The organism is Salinimicrobium sp. CAU 1759, from assembly GCF_054482715.1.
Map to the genome: position 1 here is coordinate 992,450 of NZ_JBTLRK010000001.1, position 21,897 is coordinate 1,014,346.

Below are 21,897 nucleotides of genomic sequence, written 5' to 3' on the forward strand. Positions count from 1 at the left end.
TTTTAGCCAACCTATAATTAAAACGGAATTATGAAACCCAAAAAGAACCCAAAAGCTGATTTATCCAGGAGAAGTGTTTTGTTCTTCCAGATTGGAATGATCGTGATGCTTTTCATTACCTGGAGGGCGATTGAGTGGAAAACCTATGACAGGGAGGCCATTGATACCGGAATGGTAGATATGGATGCCTTTGAAGAGGAAGATGTGCCAATCACCGAGTTGAATACACCACCGCCACCACCGCCACCACCACCGCCACCAGCACCCGAGGTTATTGAGATCGTAGAGGATGAAGAAGAGGTTGAAGAGACTGTTATTGAGTCTACTGAGACCAACCAGGATGAGATCGTGGAGGTTGAAGAAGTAGAAGTTGTAGAGGAAGAAGAAGAAATTGGGGACGTTCCGTTTGCAGTTATTGAAGATGTGCCTGTTTTTCCTGGTTGCGAAAAAGAAAGGAATAACCAGGCTCGTAAAGACTGTATGAGTGAAAAGATCAATGATTTTGTAAACCGGAGATTTGATACAGGTTTAGGAAGTGATCTTGGACTTTCCGGGATCAACAGGATCTATGTACAGTTTAGAATCGAAAAGAATGGTAGTGTTACTGTTCTTGGTGCCCGTGCACCACACCCACGCCTGCAACAGGAAGCTGAAAGGGTAGTGAACATGCTCCCTAAGATGCAGCCCGGTAAGCAACGTGGTCAACCGGTTGGGGTTCTTTACTCTCTGCCAATTACCTTTAGAGTACAAGACTAAGTTTAGTCACTCAATATAAATTGAAATCCCGCACATGTTGCGGGATTTTTTTGTTCCGGTATTTCCCTTGTAGGGGAACTTTGAAATTCTGTAGGATTTTTAAAGAGGCTGCTGCTCTTCGGCCTGGTTCTTGAAGTTATTCTAAAAGATTAACTAAAAAGATATTCAAAATATCTGCTTTGCCTGCAGGAATCATTAATCTCTAAATATATCACTATGGAAAACAAGAAGAACAGCAATGCAGATCTTTCAAAAAGGAGTATCTTATTTTTTCAGCTGGGGCTTATCCTGGCTCTCTTCCTCGTATGGCAACTCATAGAGTGGAAGGTCGATGCCGGTCCTGTAACTCAGGAGGATTTTGTATTTACAGGTCAGTTTGAGGAGGACGAAGTGCCTGTTACCAAAGTAGAGGAGGTGAAACCTCCCGAACCGCCCCGGGAAATTGTAAAGGAGATAGATATTAAAGATGATGATCTCGATGTAGAGGAAACTCATATAGCTTCGACGGAGAGTGATGACAAGATCCTGGAGGTAGCCGAAGTGGATTTTGTTGAAAAGGAGGATGAAATAGAAGATTACGATATTCATTCGGTAGAAGTAGCGCCGATTTTTCCCGGTTGTGAGGGACTTAATGACAATAACGCACGTAAAGCATGCTTTGGTGAAAAAGTGAATAAGCTGGTAGGTCGTACGTTTGACACCAGTCTTGGCAGCGAACTTGGTCTAATGGGGCTTCACAGAATCTACGTGAGCTTTAGGGTAGAAAAAGATGGAAGTGTAAAAGTAGTAGGTGTAAGAGGGCCTCATCCCAAATTGGAGGAAGAGGCGATAAGGGTGATCAATAAGTTTCCTGAACTCATACCGGGAAAGCAAGGGGGCAGACCGGTGGGGGTTATATATTCTTTGCCAATAACTTTTAGGGTACAAAATTAAATAGTGCTTAAAAATGACATTTTTGATCCCGCATTTGTTGCGGGATTTTTTTGTGTAAAGGAAAATACTTCAGAAATTCAAAAAACTGTATCTTTCCCGTGTAATACATTCAGCTTAGTGCAGGATATGATAAAATTTTACCCGCTCCTCATCTTATTATTTCCCTTCTTCAGCTTTTCACAGACCTTTCAAGGCGATCCTGAAAGATTTCCCCGCTTTCCTGAATGTGAATCCGTGCAATACGAACAGGAGAATGAATGTTTCAATAATACTCTCAAGAAAAAGGTAAGGGAAAACTTCAGGCTTCCTGAAGTCGTTTCCGAAGAAGATTATAAAGGGGAGATTGTTGTGCTCTTTGAGGTGACCAGGAAAGGTGATTTCAAAATTAATTATGTCGATGCTGCCTATCCTGAACTAAAGGAGGAGATGAATCGCATTTTTGACAACCTTCCGCAGGTTTCGCCTGCAACCTATAACAGCAGGCCCATGGATATGCAGTTCCGTATGCCGGTGACTATCCCAATGCAGATCGAGGTGCCAAAAACATCAGTGCCACAGGAAGATGTGGAAGTGGTTCGGAACGAAGTGGAAGAGCAAGATGACCCGGTTGAGGTTGCCAATGAGTATGACCAGATAAAATCCCTTGATTTCCATCATCCACGCCTGCAAAGTGAGATCAACATACCTCTTTCTCACGAACTTTACAGTCGGTTTGAAGATGAGGTTAACATGGTGGGAACAAATTTTCATACTTCTTCAAAGCCATTTCTTTTTTCTGAAGTTCAGCCTTATTACAATTTTGAGGAGGAGCTGTTGACACTTCAAAAGCCTGTGGATTCTTGGGTGGGAAGAAAGGTGTGGAACGAACATCTCTTCAGGTTCCAGGGGGAAGATTACTGGTTCACAGTAGACTTTGGGCTCGACCTACAGGTTGGGAAGGATTTTGATAGTGACCTGGACGTAACTTACAATAATACACGTGCCGCCATTTTCCAGGGAGGTCTTGGAAAGAATCTCAGTTTTTACTCGGTGGTATATGAGAACCAGGGGAGATTTGCCGATTATTTCAACCGCTATGCCGAATCTCTTAGACCCGGTAGTGAGGGCGCTGCGATCATTCCTGGTCGTGGAATCGCCAAGGGGTTTATGGGGCAGGCGTATGACTACCCTGTGGCTGAAGGTTATCTTTCTTTTAGTCCCGGGAAATATTTCAACCTGCAGTTTGGACATGGTAAGAACTTTATAGGGGACGGCTACAGGTCTTTGCTGCTAAGTGATAATGCGTCTCCTTATCCATTCTTCAAACTTAACACCACCTTCTGGAAAATTAAGTATACCAATACCTGGATGTCTTTGCGCGATGTGCGGCCAGAAGTAACGGGTGAGGATTCTTACCGCACAAAATTCATGGCCAATCACTACCTAAGTTACAATGTTACGAAGAGACTCAATATTGGCTTTTTTGAATCTGTCATGTGGGAGAATGATAATAATCGTGGGTTTGACCTGAATTATCTCAACCCTGTGATCTTTTACAGGGCAATAGAATTTTCCACCGGGGCACAAGCAGGAAACGCCATTATTGGGCTTACCGCAAAATACAAATGGAATAACAGTTTCCTTAGTTACGGCCAGTGGCTTATTGATGAATTTTCGTCCAGTGATGTGTTTGGAGGAGAAGGTAGTTGGAAGAACAAGCATGGTTTTCAAATAGGAACTAAATATTTCAATGCATTTGATGTGGAGGATCTTCATTTGCAGCTCGAGTACAATCAGGTGCGGCCATATACCTATTCTCACAATACCATAACCCTTAATTATGGGCATGCCAATCAATCTATGGCTCATTTGTGGGGTGCTAATTTTCGGGAAGTGGTGGCAATTGCACGCTATAAAAAAGGAAGGTATTACGGACACGTGAAAGCCATCTACGGAGAACGAGGATTTGATTTTTTTGAGAATGGAGACTATTACGGTGGGAATATCTACCGCAGCGAAGAAGACCGGCCTCTGGAGACCGGTGTGAAAATTGGTCAGGGGAATAATACGGACTCTTTCTTTGCGCAAACTGAAGTGGGTTATATCGTAAATCCTTTGACTAATCTTAAATTTTTCGGCAGCTTCATTTATCGAAATTTTGATCCCCAGGTGAATAGTGTGCAGCATTTCGACAATACAACTTACTGGATCAACATTGGACTACGCACAGACATTTTCAATTGGTACTTCGATATGTAGCCCTTTAAAATGCTGATTATCAACAAATGATTTTTCTCTCACTGTAAAATTTAACGGCTGTAGGTTCTTGATAAAAACCAATTAAGAAGTATCTTTGCGCCAAAATTGCCTTTTTTGGAAAACACCCAAGTACATAGTCCTGCAGTATCCCTGGTAAGTGATCTTAAGGAAGTTACTAAAGTAAGGCTGGCGATAAGCGTTGTATTTTCTTCGGTTGCCGGTTATTTTTTAGGAGCAGAATCTATTGATCTTCTTACTGTGGTAATGCTTTCAATTGGAGGTTACTGCCTGGTGGGAGCTTCAAACGCTTATAATCAGATTCTCGAAAAGGATCTTGATCTATTGATGAAGAGGACGCGAAACCGTCCCGTTCCTTCCGGGAGAATGTCTGTCAATACTGCTTTTATAATTGCCAGCTCCCTCACAATTCTGGGTTTGATCATTCTTTATCTTATCAATCCAAGAACAGCAATGTTTGGAGCGATATCTATTTTCCTTTATGTGAGTGTGTATACCCCGCTTAAAACAAAAACTCCGTTATCTGTTTTTGTTGGAGCCTTTCCGGGAGCGATCCCCTTCATGTTAGGATGGGTGGCGGCGACGGGGAACTTTGGAATAGAGCCGGGGACTTTATTTATGATCCAGTTTTTCTGGCAGTTTCCGCATTTTTGGGCATTAGGCTGGTGGTTATATGATGACTATGCAAAAGGCGGCTTTTTTATGCTGCCTACAGGTAAGAGGGATAAAGGTACCGCGGTGCAGATCGTGCTTTATACCATTTGGACGATTATAGTTTCATTGATCCCGGTATCGGGAATGACCGGGGCGCTCTATATTACTCCTTTCTCGGCAGTGCTTGTGCTACTTCTGGGATTGGGAATGCTTTATTATGCCGTGCAGCTTTACAGGAACAGAGATGAAAGATCGGCAAAAAAACTCATGCTTGCGAGTGTTTCCTATATCACTTTGCTGCAAATAATATATGTATTAGATAAATTAATTCGAGTATGGATTTAACACAAGGAACCCGGGAACATAAGCAGGACAGAGCTAAAAAGATGATGCTTTGGTTCGGGATCATAAGTATGGCCATGATGTTTGCGGGCCTTACCAGTGCTTATGTAGTAAGCCAAAACCGACCGGACTGGCTGGCGGACCTACAACTGCCGGCGACTTTCTTCTGGAGTACAGCAGCTATTTTATTGAGTAGCCTTACCTTTCATTTTGCTGAAAGAGCCGTAAAACAGAATAAACATTCGGTAGCAATGACAAATCTTGTGGCAACTTTGTTGTTAAGTTTTGTTTTTATTGCACTTCAGTTTGAGAGCTTTAGTGAGCTTTTGGAAACAGGATATTTTTTTACCGGAAGTGCAAGTAGTGTGACCACTTCCTTTCTCTACTTGATCGTGGGCTCGCATTTAGTCCACCTTTTGGGAGGAATAATCGTACTTTTGGTGATAATTTATAACCATTTTAAACAGCGATACCACGCTGGGCAAACACTTGGATTAGAACTTGGTGCTACATACTGGCACTTTGTAGATGCCCTTTGGATCTACCTGTTTTTATTTTTATATTTCTTTAGATAAATAAAAAACCTATTTTTGCCCATACTTTAAAAATCAAACTCTTTCTATGGAAGCGACTGTTACCAGAACAGGTACCGAAGGAAAAACATGGGGCGGTGGGAATCAACCTTTGAAGGTGAGCTATGGAAAAATGATGATGTGGTTCTTCATATTGTCAGATGCGCTTACTTTTTCCGGTTTTCTTGCGTCTTACGGTTTTGCCAGATATAAATTTTCTAATAGCTGGCCAATAGCCGATGAGGTGTTTAATCACTTTCCATTCTTGCATGGGGTAGATGCTCCTATGTACTACGTGGCATTAATGACCTTTATTCTTATCTTTTCCTCTGTAACTATGGTTCTGGCGGTAGACGCAGGGCACCAAATGAAAAGAGCAAAGGTTACCTTCTACATGTTGCTAACCATTATTGGAGGTATCATCTTCCTTGGTTCACAGGCCTGGGAGTGGAAGAATTTTATACAGGGAACTTACGGAGCTATTGAGACAAGAGGTGGTAATGTTCTTCAGGTAGTTGATGATGAAGGGCATCGTGTTGCTTTAGACGAGTTTGTAGTAGCTCTACCAACAGAAAGGGTGCAGCATGAAAGATCAAACGGGCTTTGGTTCACAGATGAACCAACTTTGCCGCGATTTACAATAGAAGATGTGCTATTAGGGTTTGAGGCTAATCCAAATCTACATATTAGAACACAAGAGTTGACAGAGACCGGTGAAAAGGTGGTTCTTTCGAGACAGGCTTCTTTGGCTAAACTTGAAAGTGAAGGAATAGGTATAATAGAAGGAGCAAACCTTCAAAAGAACGAATATGGAAATCCGCTTTTTGGAGACTTCTTCTTCTTTATTACAGGTTTTCACGGTTTCCACGTTCTAACTGGGGTGCTTATCAACATCATCATCTTCTTTAATGTACTTATTGGAACCTACGAGAGAAGAGGTCACTATGAAATGGTGGAGAAAGTTGGACTGTACTGGCACTTTGTAGATCTTGTATGGGTATTTGTATTTACTTTCTTCTATTTGGTTTAATTTGGAATAAGGACTAAAAATGGCACACGATACTACACACGCACACGAATCGAACTCAAAAAGGATCTGGACTGTATTTATTATACTTTCTGTTATAACTCTTGTGGAAGTTATCCTGGGAATTATCAAGCCAGACTTTTTAATGCATACTTATTTTATCAGCCTTAAATTGATCAACTGGATATTCATTGTCCTTACGATCTGGAAGGCATATTACATTACCTGGGCCTTCATGCACATGGAGGGCGAGACCAAGGGGCTAAGACGCTCTGTGGTTTGGACGGCAGGTTTCCTTATTGTCTATCTTGTGTTCATTCTTCTTACCGAAGGAGATTACGTTTATGAGGTAATGCAAAGGGGGCAGGTCGCCTGGGATTTCTAAACGTTAAAACATTATGGAAAGGCGGTTTTAAAACCGCCTTTTTTTATTTTTGTGCACATCTTTCCGGAAAGATAACATGAAAAAATTCTTTGTCATTTTTGTCCTTTTTGCCCTCCCTCTGGTAGCATACCTTTTCTTCGCTTCGGGAGTAAATAACTTTGCCAAATTGCCGGTGCTTACGCAGGAGATCTATCAACTGGAATCCTTCAGTAGTCTTGATGACGCGAAGGAGGAAGTTAGTTTTGATGGAAAGATCACCATTCTTGGTTTTCCCGGTAGTGAGCCTTTGGATTATTCCAGTAATGCCTATCACCTGGCTGAAAAGATCTACGATCGTTACCACGAATTCAATGACTTTCAATTCGTGTCAATAGTTCCTGCAGGAAGCGAAGCCCAGGTAGAAGAGCTAAAGAAGAAAATTTCCGACGTTATAGATCTTAAAAAGTGGAAATTTGTGACAGGTTCTCCCGAAGAGATCAACACTTTATTTGACAGCCTCAACACAGATCTTGAGCTTACCGGCGATCTTTCCACTCCAAATGTGTTTATCATTGATAAGAATGGAAAACTGAGAGGCAGAGACAGTGACGACGACGGGAATGAACTTTACGGGTACGATACCGGCTCAATCTACGTGCTTAATAACAAAATGAATGACGACGTGAAGGTGATCCTTGCCGAATATCGTTTGGAGCTAAAGAAATACAACAAAGAGAATACTCAGCAATAAATGAAAAACTACTCCTACATAGGAATTTCCCTTGTGATCCTCATTTTTGGGATCATAGTAATTCCGGAAATAATCGACAGGGTAAAAGAGCGGGAGGTGGTCTCGTCAAGCCGTTCAGATGGGCAGGAAGAACGGGCTTCTGCCGGGGTCGAACTTGATTATATCATGGTAAATGGTGAGAGAAAGCGGGTGCCGGCATTTGAGTTTGTCGATCAACATGGAGATACTATTACTAATAAGGATTATGATGGAAAGGTCTATATAGCTGAGTTCTTCTTTTCTACCTGTCCTACAATTTGTCCTGTCATGAAGGACAATCTGGTACAGGTGCAGGATGTATTCTCCAAAAATGATGATTTTGGGATCGCTTCTTTCAGTATTGATCCTCAACATGACAGTCCGCAGGTGTTAAAGGATTATGCCGAAAGAACCGGAGTTACACATCCCAACTGGCATTTATTGACCGGAGAGCGGGAGGAGATCTATGATCTTGCAAACGCAGGTTTTAATATTTACGCCGGGGAAGATGAGGCAGCTGAAGGTGGTTTTGCCCACTCGGGATATTTTGCATTGGTAGACCGGGAAGGGTATATTAGATCACGTAAAGATCCTTATGGTAATCCTATCATATATTACCGTGGTTCAATACCCCGTAAGGCTGTAGTGGAACCGGGGGAAGAAGAGCCTCAAATAGATATCTTAATTGCAGACGCTAAGAAACTGGTAAATGATAAATAGAAATTCAGATAAGGTGATGGTTCCGGCCATAGTTGTCGTCTCAATTCTGGTGCCTGTAGCAGTACTTGTATTGATGTACCTGCCCGAGAGATATGAGATTTTGGGTGGAAGATTTACTGATTTTCCACTTTTTCATGCAGTGTTAAATTTCTTTACCGCACTTTTCCTTATTACAGGTTTCTATGCGATGAAAAGCAAAGAAATTATATGGCATAGGAATTTAATGATCTCTGCGTTTTTCCTTTCGGCAGTATTTCTTGTAAGCTATGTAATTTCCAAGATCAGCAATGAGCCTGTTCCATATGGAGGAGAAGGTGTTCTCAGGTATGTTTACTTTTTTGTTCTTATAACCCATATCCTGCTTTCGGCTATTATAGTTCCGCTTGTACTGTTCACCATGTATCGCGGCTTGACCGGGGAGGTTCTGAAGCATCGTAAAATTGCCCGTTATACCTATCCAATCTGGCTGTATGTCGCGGTGACGGGGGTGCTGGTTTATTTGTTTATGATGCCTTATTACTAAGCGTATGAAGATTCGCACTTTACTTACAACGCTATTTGTATTGTTCATCACTATAGATGTAGATGCGCAATGTGCTATGTGCCGGGCTGTTCTCGAAACTGAAGAAGGCCAATCGGCGGCTGAAGGTATTAATGACGGGATCATGTATCTAATGATCTTTCCCTACCTGCTCATGGCCGGGGTAGCCTACTTCATTTGGAGGTCGCGCAGGAAAGCCCGCGCAGAAGAATAATTTCCCGCCTCCTTTCGCTTCCAAAAATCCCTTTTTTGGGAATCTTTTTTCTGAAAAATGTAACATTTCCTGTTTTTGCAAGTCTAATGGTTGACCCCCAATAATTAATTGGAATTATAGCCTGTATGATTGAAATTAAAGATTTGCACAAGTCCTATAAGACCGGAAGTAATTCCCTTCACGTTCTCAAGGGAATAAACTTCAATGTAGCTGAAGGGGAGTTGGTTTCTATAATGGGATCCTCTGGCTCTGGAAAATCCACCCTCCTCAACATTTTGGGGATGCTTGATGAGGCCGATGCCGGGACGTATACCCTGGATGGTGTTCCCATCAAAAACCTGAATGAAAAGATTGCAGCCCGTTACCGGAATAAATTCCTCGGCTTTATTTTCCAGTCTTTTAACTTGATTAACTACAAATCTGCTCTTGATAATGTTGCCCTGCCTCTGTATTACCAGGGGATGAAGCGTAAGGAGAGAATGGAGCGGGCTATGGCATACCTTGATAAAGTAGGTCTTACTCCATGGGCGCAACACCTGCCCAATGAACTTTCGGGAGGGCAAAAACAAAGAGTTGCAATTGCAAGGGCTCTTGCCAGTGACCCAAAAGTTTTACTTGCCGACGAGCCCACCGGTGCTCTTGATACCAAGACTTCCTATGAGGTCATGGACCTTATTCAGAAGATCAATGAAGAAGGGCGTACCATCCTTATCGTTACCCATGAGCACGATATAGCCAATATGACCAAACGCATCGTCAACTTAAAAGACGGTGTGATCATCGACGACCAAAAAGTAGATCAGGTAAAGGCACTGCAATATGTTTAGTCTGGAACGTTGGGAAGAGATCTTCGAAACCATCCGAAAGAACAAATTGAGAACTTTTCTTACCGGTCTTTCTGTTGCTTCAGGGATTTTTATTCTCGTTATTCTTCTCGGAATAGGACAAGGGATGAGAAACGGCATCTCAGCCGAATTTGAGCAGGATGCTGCCAATATTCTTTACGTCTGGACCGGAAGAACATCTGTGGAGCATAAAGGTCTTAACCCCGGGCGGGAAATAAAACTGAAGAATACAGACTATAAGACCACAGCTCAAAAGTACATAGATGAACTTGAGTATAAATCGGCGGTGTACAGGATCTGGAACGGGATTGTCAACTATAAGAAAGAATCAGGATCATACCGGGTAGAAGGAGTTTTACCCGATTATCAATTCCTGGAAAACACACCTCTCATCCAGGGGCGATATTTAAACTACCAGGATCACCAGAATTACGAAAAGGTAGCTGTTATTGGAAAGGTTGTTAAAAATGACCTTTTTAAGGAGGAAGATCCTGTTGGGGAATATGTAGAGATCTCAGGAATAAACTTTAAGGTAATTGGAGTTTTTAGTGATCCCGGAGGGGAAAGGGAAGAGAATAGGGTTTATGTTCCCTTATCCACCGCTCAAAGAGTTTTTAACGGGCAGCATTATATCAACAACATGGCCTTTACCCTTGAAAAAGAGGATAATTTTGAAGCGGCTTTGGCAGCTTCAAATAAATTTTCTGCAGAGTTACAGCAATTCCTGAAAGAACAACATTCTATTGCCCCCGAAGATACCCGGGCGATCAACATCAACAACTCTCTGGAAAATGCCAAGAGGTTCTATGATCTCATGGATATGATCAAATTCTTCTTTTGGGGTGTGGGTATTTGTACAATAATCGCGGGAATTGTGGGGGTGAGCAATATTATGCTCATCATAGTAAAAGAACGCACGCGCGAAATTGGAGTGAGAAAAGCCCTTGGAGCCGAACCTCTTTCTATTGTAGGTATGGTCTTGCACGAATCCATTTTTGTGACTGCCATAGCCGGGCTCGTAGGACTCATTGGGAGCCTTGCTTTGCTTGAGCTTGTAGGACCTATGATAGAAACCAATTTTATTGCAAACCCCTCAGTAGATTTTGGAGTTGCACTTACCACGGTAATAATATTAATCGTAGCGGGGGCCCTCGCAGGGTTCTTTCCGGCCTACCGGGCCGCAAGGATTAAACCTATTGTAGCCTTAAGAGATGAATAAGCATGTTCAGTAGAGATAATTGGGACGAAATACTTGAAGCACTTAGCGCAAACTGGTTTAGGACAGTTCTTACCGCCTTTGGGGTACTATGGGGAATATTTATCCTGGTGATCCTGCTCGCTGCAGGAAAAGGACTCGAAAATGGCGTAAAACAGGGTTTTGGCGGAATGGCGACAAACTCCATGTTCATGTGGACCCAGGTCACTTCAAAACCTTATAAGGGCCTGCCAAAAGGAAGAAGATATAGTTTTAAAATAGATGACGTGGCCGCAATTAAGCGGGAAGTGCCAAACATGAGATTTGTTTCTCCCCGTAATCAGTTGGGAGGCTTTGGAGGTGCCAATAATGTGGTTCGTGGATTGAACACCGGTGCTTTTAATGTTTATGGAGACTATCCCGAGATCATTCAGCAGGAGCCAATGGATATCACTTCCGGAAGGTTCATCAACTATTCAGACATCAACGACAAGAGAAAAGTGGCTGTGATAGGAGAAGGTGTCCGCACTACTTTATATGAACAGGGAGAAGAGGTGCTCGGAAGTTATGTAAAGATCAACGGAGTTAATTTCATGGTCATAGGTACCTATAAAAAGAAGGGCAACAACGGTAACGCCGAAGAACAACAGAAACAGATATTTGTTCCCTTCACAGCTTTCTCTCAGGCTTTCAACCGTGGCAACAATGTGGGTTGGATGGCGATCACCGCTCAGGATGGCTCTTCTATTACCGAACTCAAAGGAGAGGTGATTGATGTCATTAAGTCCCGGCATTCTATACATCCCGAAGACGACAGAGCAGTAGGCAATTTTGACCTTTTTGAGGAGTATAATAAGATCAACGGCTTGTTCATTGCCTTGAAAGGAGTGGCTTACTTCGTGGGTATCCTGGTTCTGCTTTCAGGAATTATTGGGATTAGCAATATCATGCTTATTGTTGTGAAGGAGCGAACTAATGAAATTGGAGTAAGAAGAGCGCTGGGAGCGACTCCCTGGGCAATAAGAGGACAGATCCTCATGGAATCTATCTTCCTTACAATTATTTCAGGAATGGCTGGAATTGTACTTGCAACAGGAGTCATTGCTCTTGTAAACAACTTTTTGAGTGGAATGGACACTTCAGAAATGATGTTCCTCAATCCAAGTGTAAACCTGGGGGTTGTGATGGTGGCATTAGCCATTCTCGTGATCTCGGGATTACTTGCAGGTTTGATCCCGGCACAAAACGCAATTAGAATTAAACCCGTTGATGCATTAAGAACTGAATAACATCAAATACAAATAAGTAACAGAATGAAAAGAGTTGTAACTATCCTGATCCTGGTTGTAATAGCCGTAGCTTTTACCGGTGCTTTGTACTATCTGTACGCAAAGAATCAGGAGGATCCAACAGTTTATGAGACCGAACAGGCTTCAGAACAAACTATTGTGAAAAAGACGGTGGCTACAGGTAATATTGTGCCAAAAGAAGAGGTTTTGATCAAGCCGAATATTTCGGGAATTATTGAAGAGATCTACATTGAAGCTGGCGACAGGATAAAGGCAGGAGATCAAATCGCCAAGATAAGGGTGATCCCGAATGTCTCTTCTTTGCAAAGTGCAAAGGATGCTGTGCAAACTGCCAAGATCAACTTTGATAACGAAACCAAAAACTATGAGCGTCAAAAAAGCCTTTTTGAGAAGGGAGTGATCTCTGCCAATGAATTTGACAATGCACAGGTAGCCTATAGAAGGGCAGAACAGAATTATAATTCGGCCCGGCAGAATTACGAGATCGTTCGTACGGGAACTACCAGCGGGCTTGGAACAGCAGCCAACACCATGATTCGATCTACGGTAGAAGGGATGGTGCTTGATGTGCCTGTGAAAGTAGGTAACCAGGTGATCGAAAGTAATAATTTCAATGATGGAACCACTATTGCCGTACTGGCCGATGTCAATGAAATGATCTTTGAAGGAAAGGTTGATGAGAGTGAAGTTGGAAAGATCAAGGAGAATCTACCTCTTGAAGTGACTGTAGGTGCTATAGAGAATAAGACTTTTAATGCAGTGCTGGATTATATTGCTCCAAAAGGAGTAGAGGAGAATGGGGCGATACAGTTTGATATTGAAGGAACTCTGGATAAAGCCGACAGCACTTTCATTAGAGCAGGACTTAGTGCCAATGCCTCAATCATTCTTGCAAAAGCAGAGAATGTACTTGCAGTGAGAGAAGCTCTCATTCAGTTCGATCCAAAGACCCAAAAGCCTTTTGTGGAAGTCGCCACCGGCGATCAGGAATTTGAGCGCAGGGACGTGGAACTGGGAGTGAGTGACGGGATCTTTGTAGAAGTGAAGAACGGGATTTCGGCCGACGACAAAATAAAGGTTTGGAATCAGCTAAAACCGGCCGGTCCTATGGCACAGGCGCAATAGTGATTCCACAGGTGTAACAAAAGCAGCTAACTACAGACTTATATTTTACAACTACCACTATGAAAAGATTTTTATTGACTGCAGTTTTCCTTTCCTCAAGCCTTTTTGGTTTTGCTCAACAAAGGGAATGGACACTTCAGGAATGTATAGCATATGCACTCGAGAACAATATTTCGGTAAAGCAAAGCCAGCTGGATGTAGACCTGGCAGATATACAGATCTCTGATGCCTTCGGGAATTTTCTTCCCGGTGTAAATGCTTCGGCTTCCAACTCATGGAATACCGGTCTTACCCAGAATGTCACCACAGGAATTCTTCAAACGCAAACTACCCGTAACTTCTCTGCAGGAGTTACAGCAGGTCTTACCTTGTTTGACGGATTGAGGAACTTCAATCAATACCAGTACGCAAAAATGGCAAAACTGGCCAGTGAATACTCGCTGGAGCAAATGAAGGATGATATCGCACTTTTTGTCGCCAATGCTTACCTGCAGGTCTTGTTCAACAAGGAAAACCTTAAGGTAATTGAGGCACAGCATCAAATTACCCTTGAACAACTGGAAAGAGCCGAAGCTTTGGTAGAGGCAGGTTCCCTTCCCAGAGGAGATCTTCTTGAGATTAAAGCTACTTCAGCCAACGAAATTCAAAGAATGATCGTGGCCGAGAACCAGATCGAGATATCTTTGATCTCCCTGGCGCAATTGCTGCTTATAAAAGATTACGAGAATTTTGATGTTGCCGAAAGGGATTATGACGTCTTTGGAAGTGAAATTCTTCAAGTTCCGGTTTCTGAAGTTATTGATGTCGCCGAAGAAGAGAGATATGAAGTTCAGGTAGCCGAAATGAACAGGAAACTTGCTGAAAAGGAACTGGAGATCGCCCGCGGCGCTTACTGGCCAACCCTTGGCGCATTCTTCAACTACAACACCAGGGAATCTGGTGCCGGAAGGATAAGAGCAGCAGGACTGGATCCCGATGAGCCTTACCGCCAAATTGGTTTTGTGGAAGCTACAGAAGAGATCGTAGTTGCGCCAAACATGGCAACAGAAATTGGTAGCCCATTGCCCTTTTTTGAGCAGCTTCAGCTTAATGATGGTATCTCTTATGGGGTACAGCTAAGTGTACCTATCTTTAATGGATTTGCCACCCGTAATCAGGTAAAAAGGAGAGAAGTAGGAGTGTTACGCTCTGAATATCAACTCGAGCAGACCAGACTTGACCTGGAAGCAAATGTTTACCAGGCCTACACAGATGCCCGTGGAGCTCTAAAAGCATATGAGGCTGCACTTGTAGCGCGGGAAGCTCAATTACTTGCTTACGAATATGCTACAGAACGTTATAACGTTGGAATGACCAATGCCTTTGATTTCAGTCAGGCGAAATTCAATCTTGAGAATGCCGAGAGTGAAGTCGTAAGGACCAAATATGATTACATCTTTAAATTAAAAGTGCTGGAGCTCTATTTTGGAGTACCCATTGCAGATCTCAAATTTTAAGTAATGAAGAAAAAAACTATTTACATTATTGCAGGAATTGCCCTTGTTATTGTTGTACTGCTGGTTGTTGGTAAAAAAGCCGGCTGGTTTGGCAAATCGGGAAATTTCAAACAAGTTGAGGTTACAGAAGTACAGAGGTTTGATGTAATTGAAAAAGTCTCGGCTACCGGGAAAATTCAGCCCGAAGTTGAGGTGAAGCTTTCTTCGGAAGTGTCGGGAGAAATCATTGAACTTCCGGTGGTTGAAGGGCAGCAGGTTCAAAAAGGGGATCTGCTGGTAAGAGTAAATCCTGAGATCTACCAGTCGAATCTTGAGCGTTCCCGCGCCGGACTTCAGAATATAAGATCTGGACTATCACAGGCCGAAGCCTCCCTAAAAGAAGCTGAAGCCAATTACGAGCGGAACAAATCCCTTTTTGAGAAAGGTATAATTTCTAAGGCGGAATGGGATAGGATCGTTTCTGCTTATGAAGTTGCACAAGCAACAAGGCAGGCGGCTTTCTACAATGTAAGGAGTGCCGAAGCCAGTGTAAAGGAGGCTGCAGAAAATCTTGGAAGAACAAATATTTACGCCCCTATGAGCGGTACCATTTCCTCTCTTGATGCCGAACTTGGAGAAAGAGTGGTTGGAACCCAGCAAATGGCAGGAACGGAGATCCTTAGGGTAGCCGATCTAACCGATATGGAAGTCGAGGTAGATGTAAACGAAAATGATATTGTAAAGGTTTCCATTGGAGATTCTACCATTGTTGAAGTGGATGCCTACCTGAAGCAGGAATTCAAAGGCGTGGTGACAGAAATTTCCAACTCGGCCAACGCAACAGCGACGGCAGACCAGGTGACCAACTTCAAAGTGAAGGTGAGGATCCTTAAGGAATCCTACGATCACCTACTGCAAGGAAAGCCCGAGAATTATTCTCCTTTTAGACCGGGAATGACAGCCACAGTAGACATTATTACTAATCGTAGAGATGACGTTATTGCTGTGCCTATTAGCGCTGTGGTAGTTAAGACCGATACTACATCGGGTAATCGCAGAAATGTGAAAGAAACAGCCGCTCCCGAACAACTTTTTGAGACGGTCTACATCAAGGAAGGAGATGAGGCGAAGATGCGTGTAGTGCAAACCGGGATTCAGGATGATGCCAGGATAGAGATCACAGAGGGTCTTGAAGAAGGAGAGGAAGTCATAACCGGGCCATACAATACAGTTACCAAGGTTCTAAAACCGGGCGATAAAGTTGAGGTAAAACAGGAAACGGAATAATCCTTATCTTGCGGCTGTGATTTTATGTATCGAAACAGCTACTACCAACTGCTCGGTAGCACTGGGAAAGAATGGAAAATTGCTGGCTTTAAAAGAAGACTACAGCAACAGTTACTCGCATGCCGAAAGGTTGCACATTTTTATTGAGGAGATCCTGAAGGAAAATGAGCTGCAGGCAAAAGATCTTTCGGCGATAGCAGTAAGTAAAGGTCCGGGGTCATATACAGGTCTCAGGATAGGTGTTTCTGCGGCAAAAGGGCTCTGCTTTGCCCTTGATCTTCCTTTGATCTCAGTACCCACACTTAAATCTTTTGCCCTGCAGGTAAAGCAGGAAAAAGACGGCTTTATTATCCCACTTTTGGATGCCCGCAGAATGGAAGTCTATTCCGCCGGATTTACTTCCGAAAACAGAAAAGTCTTTGATACCCGAGCCGAGATCCTGACTCCCGATTCGTTTTCAAAGTACCTTGAAAATGCTGCTGTCACTTTCATTGGAAACGGAGTAGAAAAATTCAGGAACATCTGTAATCATCCCAATGCCACTTTCATTGAAGACAAACTACCTTCGGCTGCAGAAATGCTGATCCTGGCCGAAGAAAAATTTCAGAAGAAAAAATTTGAAGACGTAGCTTATTTTGAACCGTACTACCTGAAAGACTTTCAGGCGGGATAGGATTTAAGATTCAGAATTTAGAATTCAAAGTTTTTGAAGTTGAGACCAGATGGCGCGGATTTGAAATTTGTGCCGGTTTAATGATCCATTTTTTCCAAACACCGACGACTGATCACTGACGGCTCAATCCGGATGTCCAGATGGCGCGGATATGCAATCCACCCAGTTCCCAAAATTTCTCCGCAGTCTTAACTCTCAACTTCTCCCTTGCTGTGGTTGAAGAAATGTACGTCGCGTTGTGGAAACGGAATTGAGATTCCTGCAGCTTCCAGTCGGGTCTTGGCCTCTTCAATAGTATACCAGTGACGATCCCAGAAAACCTCATTTTTGGCCCAGAATCTCACGGAAAGGTTTACAGAACTATCGGCTAATTCGGTCACTACAACTGCAGGAGCCGGATCTTCCAATATATCTTCCTGCTCGTTAAGCAAACCCATTAAAGTGTCTTTAGCGAGTTTTATATTGCTGTCATAGGAGATCCCGATAGTGATTGCATCCCTTCTTTTATCTTCAGCGGAATAGTTGATGATGTTCTCATTGGAGAGTTCTCCATTGGGAATAATAGCTAATTGATTTCCAAATGTATTAAGTTTTGTATAGAACATGGAAATATCCTTTACACTCCCCGAGATGCCGTTGACCTCAATCCAGTCTCCCAGTTTAAAAGGCTTGAGCAGGAGAATAAGCACACCCCCTGCAAAATTTGAAAGCGACCCCTGCAGTGCAAGCCCAATCGCTAAACCTGCGGCTCCTAAAATAGCTATAAACGAGGTGGTTTCGATCCCCAGCATTCCTACCACACTAATAAGCAGCAGTACCAGTAGGATCCCATTAGCAAGGTTTAGAAGAAACTTGGTAAGGGCGGGATCGTGATTACTTTTGGCAAAGAATTTTCGCAGGTATCCTATGATTATTTTTATAAGCCACCAGCCTATTACCAGCCATAAAATGGCACCTAATAGATCGGGTAAGTAACCCAGGAATTTTTCAAAATATTCTTCAGAAATGTCTTTGATACCGTTGATCTCCTCCATGTAAAGTATTAGTTTGCTGCAAAGGTGAAAATATCAGCTTTTTAAAACGCCTTTGAACTGTTAAAATAAATAAAAAACCACTAGTACTGGTCGTTTAAAATTAAAAAAGCTTCCCGAAGGAAGCTTAATTAACTAATTAAATTGTGCGTATTTTAGGCATCTACTTCAAAAGTGATCTTTACGATCACCCGGTAGTCTGTAATACTATCACCTTCTACATTGGCGGTTTGATCTTTTACATAAACAGACCTAATATTTTTTACAGATTTTGCTGCGGTTTTTACTGCATTCTTTACGGCTTCTTCCCAACTCTGGCTTGAATTAGCCATAATCTCCAGTACTTTCATTACTGCCATGATAATTTCTTTTTAAGGTTAGCAATTTTTGTAATTGATTGAATATCAATATACAAATTTCACAGACGCCCTAATGGCAACAAATTGTTAAACCTTTTGCAGCAATCATTACCCCTGGAAAGTGGATGACAGCGAATTTGAAACCCCGGTTTTTTCAAAGTTAAAGAATGTTTCCTCTTTCGTCTGTTTTGATCCTTACGACATCTTTCCCGTTCTCGAGTTTAAGCTTGTATTGTCTTTCAGCCCCTTTGGCGTCGTGGTAGTTGACCAGATAAACATCTTTGGAAATTGACCAGTCAGGATATTTTTTATTGACCGCTTGTCTAACTACATCAGGTATTCCTGCGTTCTTATATCTTTCAATAGTTCTTATCAATTTTCCATCCCTGTCATAGGCCGCCAGGACAGAACCTTCAGGTATGAAAAAAGTAACTTCATACATATCGTAATCATCATGATATACTTCTGAGGATTTAATGTCATAATTAGCAACATGTTGTTCCAATTTTCTTACCGGGATCGCGACTTCCTGCTTAGTTACGGCGTCGAGATATTTGTAGTTGACTGCTACCAGTTTCACTTCTTTCAGTTCCTCAGGCTCAGTTATCTGAGCGAAAGCCGGACTAATTATTCCAAAGAGGAATAATGTTAAAAATAAATTTTTCATAGCTCAATCATTTAAATTAATAATGTTCCTTTTGAGGGACCTTGTCTACTACAGTTGAGGGAAGATATTTAACTGTTGTTAATTTAGGGAAGTACACTAAGATACTCATATAAAATATTGAAAACAAGAAAGTTAGGCAATATGTTTTCAGGAGTTCACTTGTTGTGAGAGTGGTATTTACAGATAATCGCGCCTTTCTGTAAATAATTCCTAAATTTGATTAGCAAAACCTGCTTTTCCCTATGGAAGATATTTATATCGTAATGCTTGTTGCTCTTTTTGGCCTTGCCGTGACCGACCTGGTTGTTGGAGTTAGCAATGATGCGATCAACTTCCTTAGTTCGGCTATTGGGTCCCGCGCCTTTCCAATGAAGACCATTCTCATAGTGGCTAGTATAGGAGTTGGGGTGGGTGCTATTTTTTCGAGCGGGATCATGGAAGTGGCCCGTAAGGGGATCTTTATGCCGGGAGAATTCTATTTTGAGGAGATCATGATCATTTTCATGGCAGTAATGATCACTGATGTATTGCTCCTGGATTTCTTTAATTCTTTGGGATTGCCTACCTCAACCACAGTTTCCATTGTTTTCGAACTTTTAGGAGCTGCGGTAAGTATGGCTGTGATCAAGATCTACTATGACACGGGTGATTACGGGGAGATTTTTAATTATATCAATACTTCCAAGGCGACCGAAATTATTGTCGGCATTCTTTTGGCTGTCGTTATTGCTTTTCTCATTGGTGCCATAGTACAGTATTTTTCACGCCTCATTTTTTCCTTTCAATTCGAGAAAAAAATTAAATACGCAGGTGCTGTTTTTGGAGGGGTATCTCTTACCGCTATTCTGTACTTTATTCTTTTAAAAGGTTTAAAATCGGTAACCTTTGTTTCTCAGGATTTTCTGGACTACCTTGACAATAATACACTGATAATTATTGGAATAGGACTGGTTCTGTTTACGGTTATTTCGCAACTTTTAATGAGCCTGTTCAAAACTCATATCCTTAAGTTCATTATCCTGGTGGGTACGTTTTCCCTTGCTCTTGCTTTTGCCGGAAATGACCTTGTCAACTTCATTGGAGTACCTATCGCGGCCTGGCAATCCTTTGAATTATGGCAGGCGGCATATACTTCTGCCGGCACTCTGCCTTCAGAATTTTTAATGAGTGGATTACAGGGAGAAGTTGCAACACCCGCTTTTCTTTTATTGGGAGCCGGTGCAGTCATGGTCATCACCTTATGGTTTTCTAGAAAGGCACGTAATGTAGTGGAGACGGGAGTGAACCTTTCCAGGCAGGGAGAAGTGACAGAAAGATTCGATCCCAATTTTCTTTCCCGCGGGATTGTGCGGTATTCTGTGATGTTAGGAAACGTGATGGGTGCCATAACTCCGCAGATCATTAGCAAGAAGATCGAAGAAAAATTCCAAAAGCCCAGGGCCTTTACAAGAGATTCTGAAGATACACCTGCCTTTGACCTGGTTCGTGCCTCCGTCAATCTGGTAGTAGCCAGTATATTGATCTCTATTGGTACGAGTCTAAAGCTTCCGCTATCTACTACCTATGTCACTTTTATGGTTGCAATGGGTACCTCTTTGGCCGATAGAGCATGGGATAGAGAGAGCGCTGTTTACCGGGTAGCCGGCGTGGTAAATGTAATTGGAGGCTGGTTTGTAACCGCACTTGTTGCATTCTCGGCCGCTGCCATCTTTGCCGCTATTATCTATTTCGGCGGAATTATAGCCATTACAATTTTAATAGGCCTAGCGATTTTTAGCATAGCTCGCAGCTTCGTACTTCACTCCAGGAAAGAGAAGGAGAAGAAACGGAAGAAACCCTTCCGAAGAAATGACATCAGTACCATCAATGATATTGTGGTTGAAAGCTCCAAGAATATTTCCAGTATTGTTTGCGGCGTAAACCAGATGTTCTCTAAGACGGTGAAGAACCTGGGTTATTACGATAAGAGCAAGCTCAAAAAGAATAAGAAATCCATTAAAAAACTGGAATCTGAGATTGATGAACTCAAGCGAAACGTCTTTTACTTTATCAAAACCATAGAGGAAGGTTCATTGGACTCTAATCGTTTTTATATTCTAATCCTGGACTACCTGCAGGATATAGTGCAGTCTATTGGCTATATTACCAGGAACAGCTACAATCACGTCAACAACAACCACAAGAATCTTAAATTTAATCAGATAAGGGACCTTAAGAGGGTGGACGATAAGATGCAGGCGTTGTTTGATGAGATCCAGAACATTTTCGATGAACAGGATTTTGCAAGGATCGATGTGGTCCTGGCCGGGAAACAGGATCTTTTAAATGATGTAGGGGAGCTGGTCGAGAAGCAGATTAAAAGGATCAGAACTACCGAAAGTAGCCTGAAGAATTCCGAACTTTATTTTGGAATGCTTTTAGAGACCCGTGATCTTATCACTTCCACCATGAACCTTCTCGAGCTCTACAGAGAGTTTAATATCGCCGTGCAGACCACTCATTTTCCCGGTGCCGGGTTGCCATTAAAATAGAACCGATCTTAGAAATATTTAAAGCTGATCTTTTTGGGACCGCTCCAACTTATTTTTCAGCTCCTCAACCTTCCTTTACAGCTTTATTTATGTTTTGTGAGTAAAGCAGATCTATTTGATGATCACGAGAATAAGTTCGTTTAAGATTAAATTTCCCATGAATTAGTTTGTTTATTTCCTCCAGGAAGTTGTCTTAATAAACCTCCTCTACATTTTTTAGAGCTGTACAGTTTTTAGAAGGAAAATATCTC

General features: G+C 42.3%; 22 protein-coding genes. 19 read left to right on the forward strand and 3 right to left on the reverse strand.

The window, feature by feature from the left end; translation table 11 throughout:
* Positions 1-30 precede the first annotated feature (30 nt).
* The 18 genes from ACXYMT_RS04500 (at position 31) to tsaB (ending at position 17,058) form a co-directional block, all read left to right on the forward strand.
* Positions 31-756 (forward strand): energy transducer TonB, encoded by a 726-nt coding sequence (locus ACXYMT_RS04500; RefSeq protein ID WP_324719998.1) that lies wholly within the window; start codon positions 31-33, stop codon positions 754-756.
* Positions 757-972: 216 nt separating this feature from the next.
* On the forward strand, positions 973-1,689 hold the full coding sequence (locus ACXYMT_RS04505; RefSeq protein WP_459057894.1) for an energy transducer TonB: 717 nt from the start codon (positions 973-975) through the stop codon (positions 1,687-1,689).
* Positions 1,690-1,815: 126 nt separating this feature from the next.
* The gene (locus ACXYMT_RS04510; RefSeq protein WP_459057895.1) at positions 1,816-3,927 is read left to right on the forward strand and encodes a gliding motility protein RemB; all 2,112 of its coding nucleotides are present in this window, start codon (positions 1,816-1,818) and stop codon (positions 3,925-3,927) included.
* 114 nt (positions 3,928-4,041) lie between these two features.
* A complete protein-coding gene (cyoE, locus tag ACXYMT_RS04515; protein ID WP_459057896.1) occupies positions 4,042-4,944 on the forward strand; it encodes a heme o synthase in 903 nt (300 codons plus the stop codon).
* Positions 4,935-5,516 (forward strand): cytochrome c oxidase subunit 3, encoded by a 582-nt coding sequence (locus ACXYMT_RS04520; protein WP_459057897.1) that lies wholly within the window; start codon positions 4,935-4,937, stop codon positions 5,514-5,516. Before cyoE ends, ACXYMT_RS04520 begins: the two co-directional genes overlap by 10 nt.
* Before the next feature lie 46 nt (positions 5,517-5,562).
* Positions 5,563-6,543, forward strand: coding sequence for a cytochrome c oxidase subunit 3 (locus tag ACXYMT_RS04525; protein ID WP_459057898.1), 981 nt, complete (start codon positions 5,563-5,565; stop codon positions 6,541-6,543).
* A 19-nt stretch (positions 6,544-6,562) separates the two neighbouring features.
* A complete protein-coding gene (locus ACXYMT_RS04530; RefSeq protein ID WP_459057899.1) occupies positions 6,563-6,925 on the forward strand; it encodes a cytochrome C oxidase subunit IV family protein in 363 nt (120 codons plus the stop codon).
* A 76-nt stretch (positions 6,926-7,001) separates the two neighbouring features.
* Positions 7,002-7,655 (forward strand): hypothetical protein, encoded by a 654-nt coding sequence (locus tag ACXYMT_RS04535; protein WP_459057900.1) that lies wholly within the window; start codon positions 7,002-7,004, stop codon positions 7,653-7,655.
* Positions 7,656-8,393: an SCO family protein gene (locus ACXYMT_RS04540; RefSeq protein ID WP_459057901.1), complete on the forward strand. Its 738-nt coding sequence runs from the start codon at positions 7,656-7,658 to the stop codon at positions 8,391-8,393.
* Positions 8,383-8,916, forward strand: coding sequence for a DUF420 domain-containing protein (locus ACXYMT_RS04545; RefSeq protein WP_459057902.1), 534 nt, complete (start codon positions 8,383-8,385; stop codon positions 8,914-8,916). The genes ACXYMT_RS04540 and ACXYMT_RS04545 overlap by 11 nt, the downstream gene beginning before the upstream one ends.
* Positions 8,917-8,920: 4 nt before the next feature.
* Positions 8,921-9,148 carry a hypothetical protein gene (locus ACXYMT_RS04550; RefSeq protein WP_459057903.1) on the forward strand — a complete coding sequence of 76 codons (228 nt, stop codon included), beginning with the start codon at positions 8,921-8,923 and terminating at the stop codon, positions 9,146-9,148.
* Positions 9,149-9,273: 125 nt separating this feature from the next.
* Positions 9,274-9,975, forward strand: a complete 702-nt coding sequence (locus tag ACXYMT_RS04555) for an ABC transporter ATP-binding protein (protein WP_459057904.1) — start codon at positions 9,274-9,276, stop codon at positions 9,973-9,975.
* Complete coding sequence (locus tag ACXYMT_RS04560) at positions 9,968-11,212, forward strand: ABC transporter permease (RefSeq protein WP_459057905.1); 1,245 nt, start codon at positions 9,968-9,970, stop codon at positions 11,210-11,212. The genes ACXYMT_RS04555 and ACXYMT_RS04560 overlap by 8 nt, the downstream gene beginning before the upstream one ends.
* Before the next feature lie 2 nt (positions 11,213-11,214).
* Positions 11,215-12,477: an ABC transporter permease gene (locus ACXYMT_RS04565; protein ID WP_459057906.1), complete on the forward strand. Its 1,263-nt coding sequence runs from the start codon at positions 11,215-11,217 to the stop codon at positions 12,475-12,477.
* Between the two features lie 24 nt (positions 12,478-12,501).
* Positions 12,502-13,623 carry an efflux RND transporter periplasmic adaptor subunit gene (locus ACXYMT_RS04570; protein ID WP_459057907.1) on the forward strand — a complete coding sequence of 374 codons (1,122 nt, stop codon included), beginning with the start codon at positions 12,502-12,504 and terminating at the stop codon, positions 13,621-13,623.
* A 59-nt stretch (positions 13,624-13,682) separates the two neighbouring features.
* A complete protein-coding gene (locus ACXYMT_RS04575) occupies positions 13,683-15,119 on the forward strand; it encodes a TolC family protein (RefSeq protein WP_459057908.1) in 1,437 nt (478 codons plus the stop codon).
* Positions 15,120-15,122: 3 nt separating this feature from the next.
* Complete coding sequence (locus ACXYMT_RS04580) at positions 15,123-16,385, forward strand: efflux RND transporter periplasmic adaptor subunit (protein WP_459057909.1); 1,263 nt, start codon at positions 15,123-15,125, stop codon at positions 16,383-16,385.
* 16 nt (positions 16,386-16,401) lie between these two features.
* On the forward strand, positions 16,402-17,058 hold the full coding sequence (tsaB, locus tag ACXYMT_RS04585; protein ID WP_459057910.1) for a tRNA (adenosine(37)-N6)-threonylcarbamoyltransferase complex dimerization subunit type 1 TsaB: 657 nt from the start codon (positions 16,402-16,404) through the stop codon (positions 17,056-17,058).
* A 188-nt stretch (positions 17,059-17,246) separates the two neighbouring features.
* On the opposite strand, the gene ACXYMT_RS04590 is transcribed toward tsaB, so the two are convergent.
* The 3 genes from ACXYMT_RS04590 to ACXYMT_RS04600 form a co-directional block, all read right to left on the reverse strand.
* A complete protein-coding gene (locus ACXYMT_RS04590) occupies positions 17,247-18,092 on the reverse strand; it encodes a mechanosensitive ion channel family protein (RefSeq protein ID WP_459057911.1) in 846 nt (281 codons plus the stop codon).
* 152 nt (positions 18,093-18,244) lie between these two features.
* Positions 18,245-18,448, reverse strand: coding sequence for a dodecin family protein (locus tag ACXYMT_RS04595; protein WP_459057912.1), 204 nt, complete (start codon positions 18,446-18,448; stop codon positions 18,245-18,247).
* A gap of 160 nt (positions 18,449-18,608) precedes the next feature.
* Positions 18,609-19,115, reverse strand: coding sequence for a nicotinate-nucleotide adenylyltransferase (locus ACXYMT_RS04600; protein WP_459057913.1), 507 nt, complete (start codon positions 19,113-19,115; stop codon positions 18,609-18,611).
* Positions 19,116-19,357: 242 nt separating this feature from the next.
* Between ACXYMT_RS04600 and ACXYMT_RS04605 the strand changes: the two genes are divergently transcribed.
* A complete protein-coding gene (locus ACXYMT_RS04605) occupies positions 19,358-21,646 on the forward strand; it encodes an inorganic phosphate transporter (protein ID WP_459057914.1) in 2,289 nt (762 codons plus the stop codon).
* Positions 21,647-21,897 lie beyond the last annotated feature (251 nt).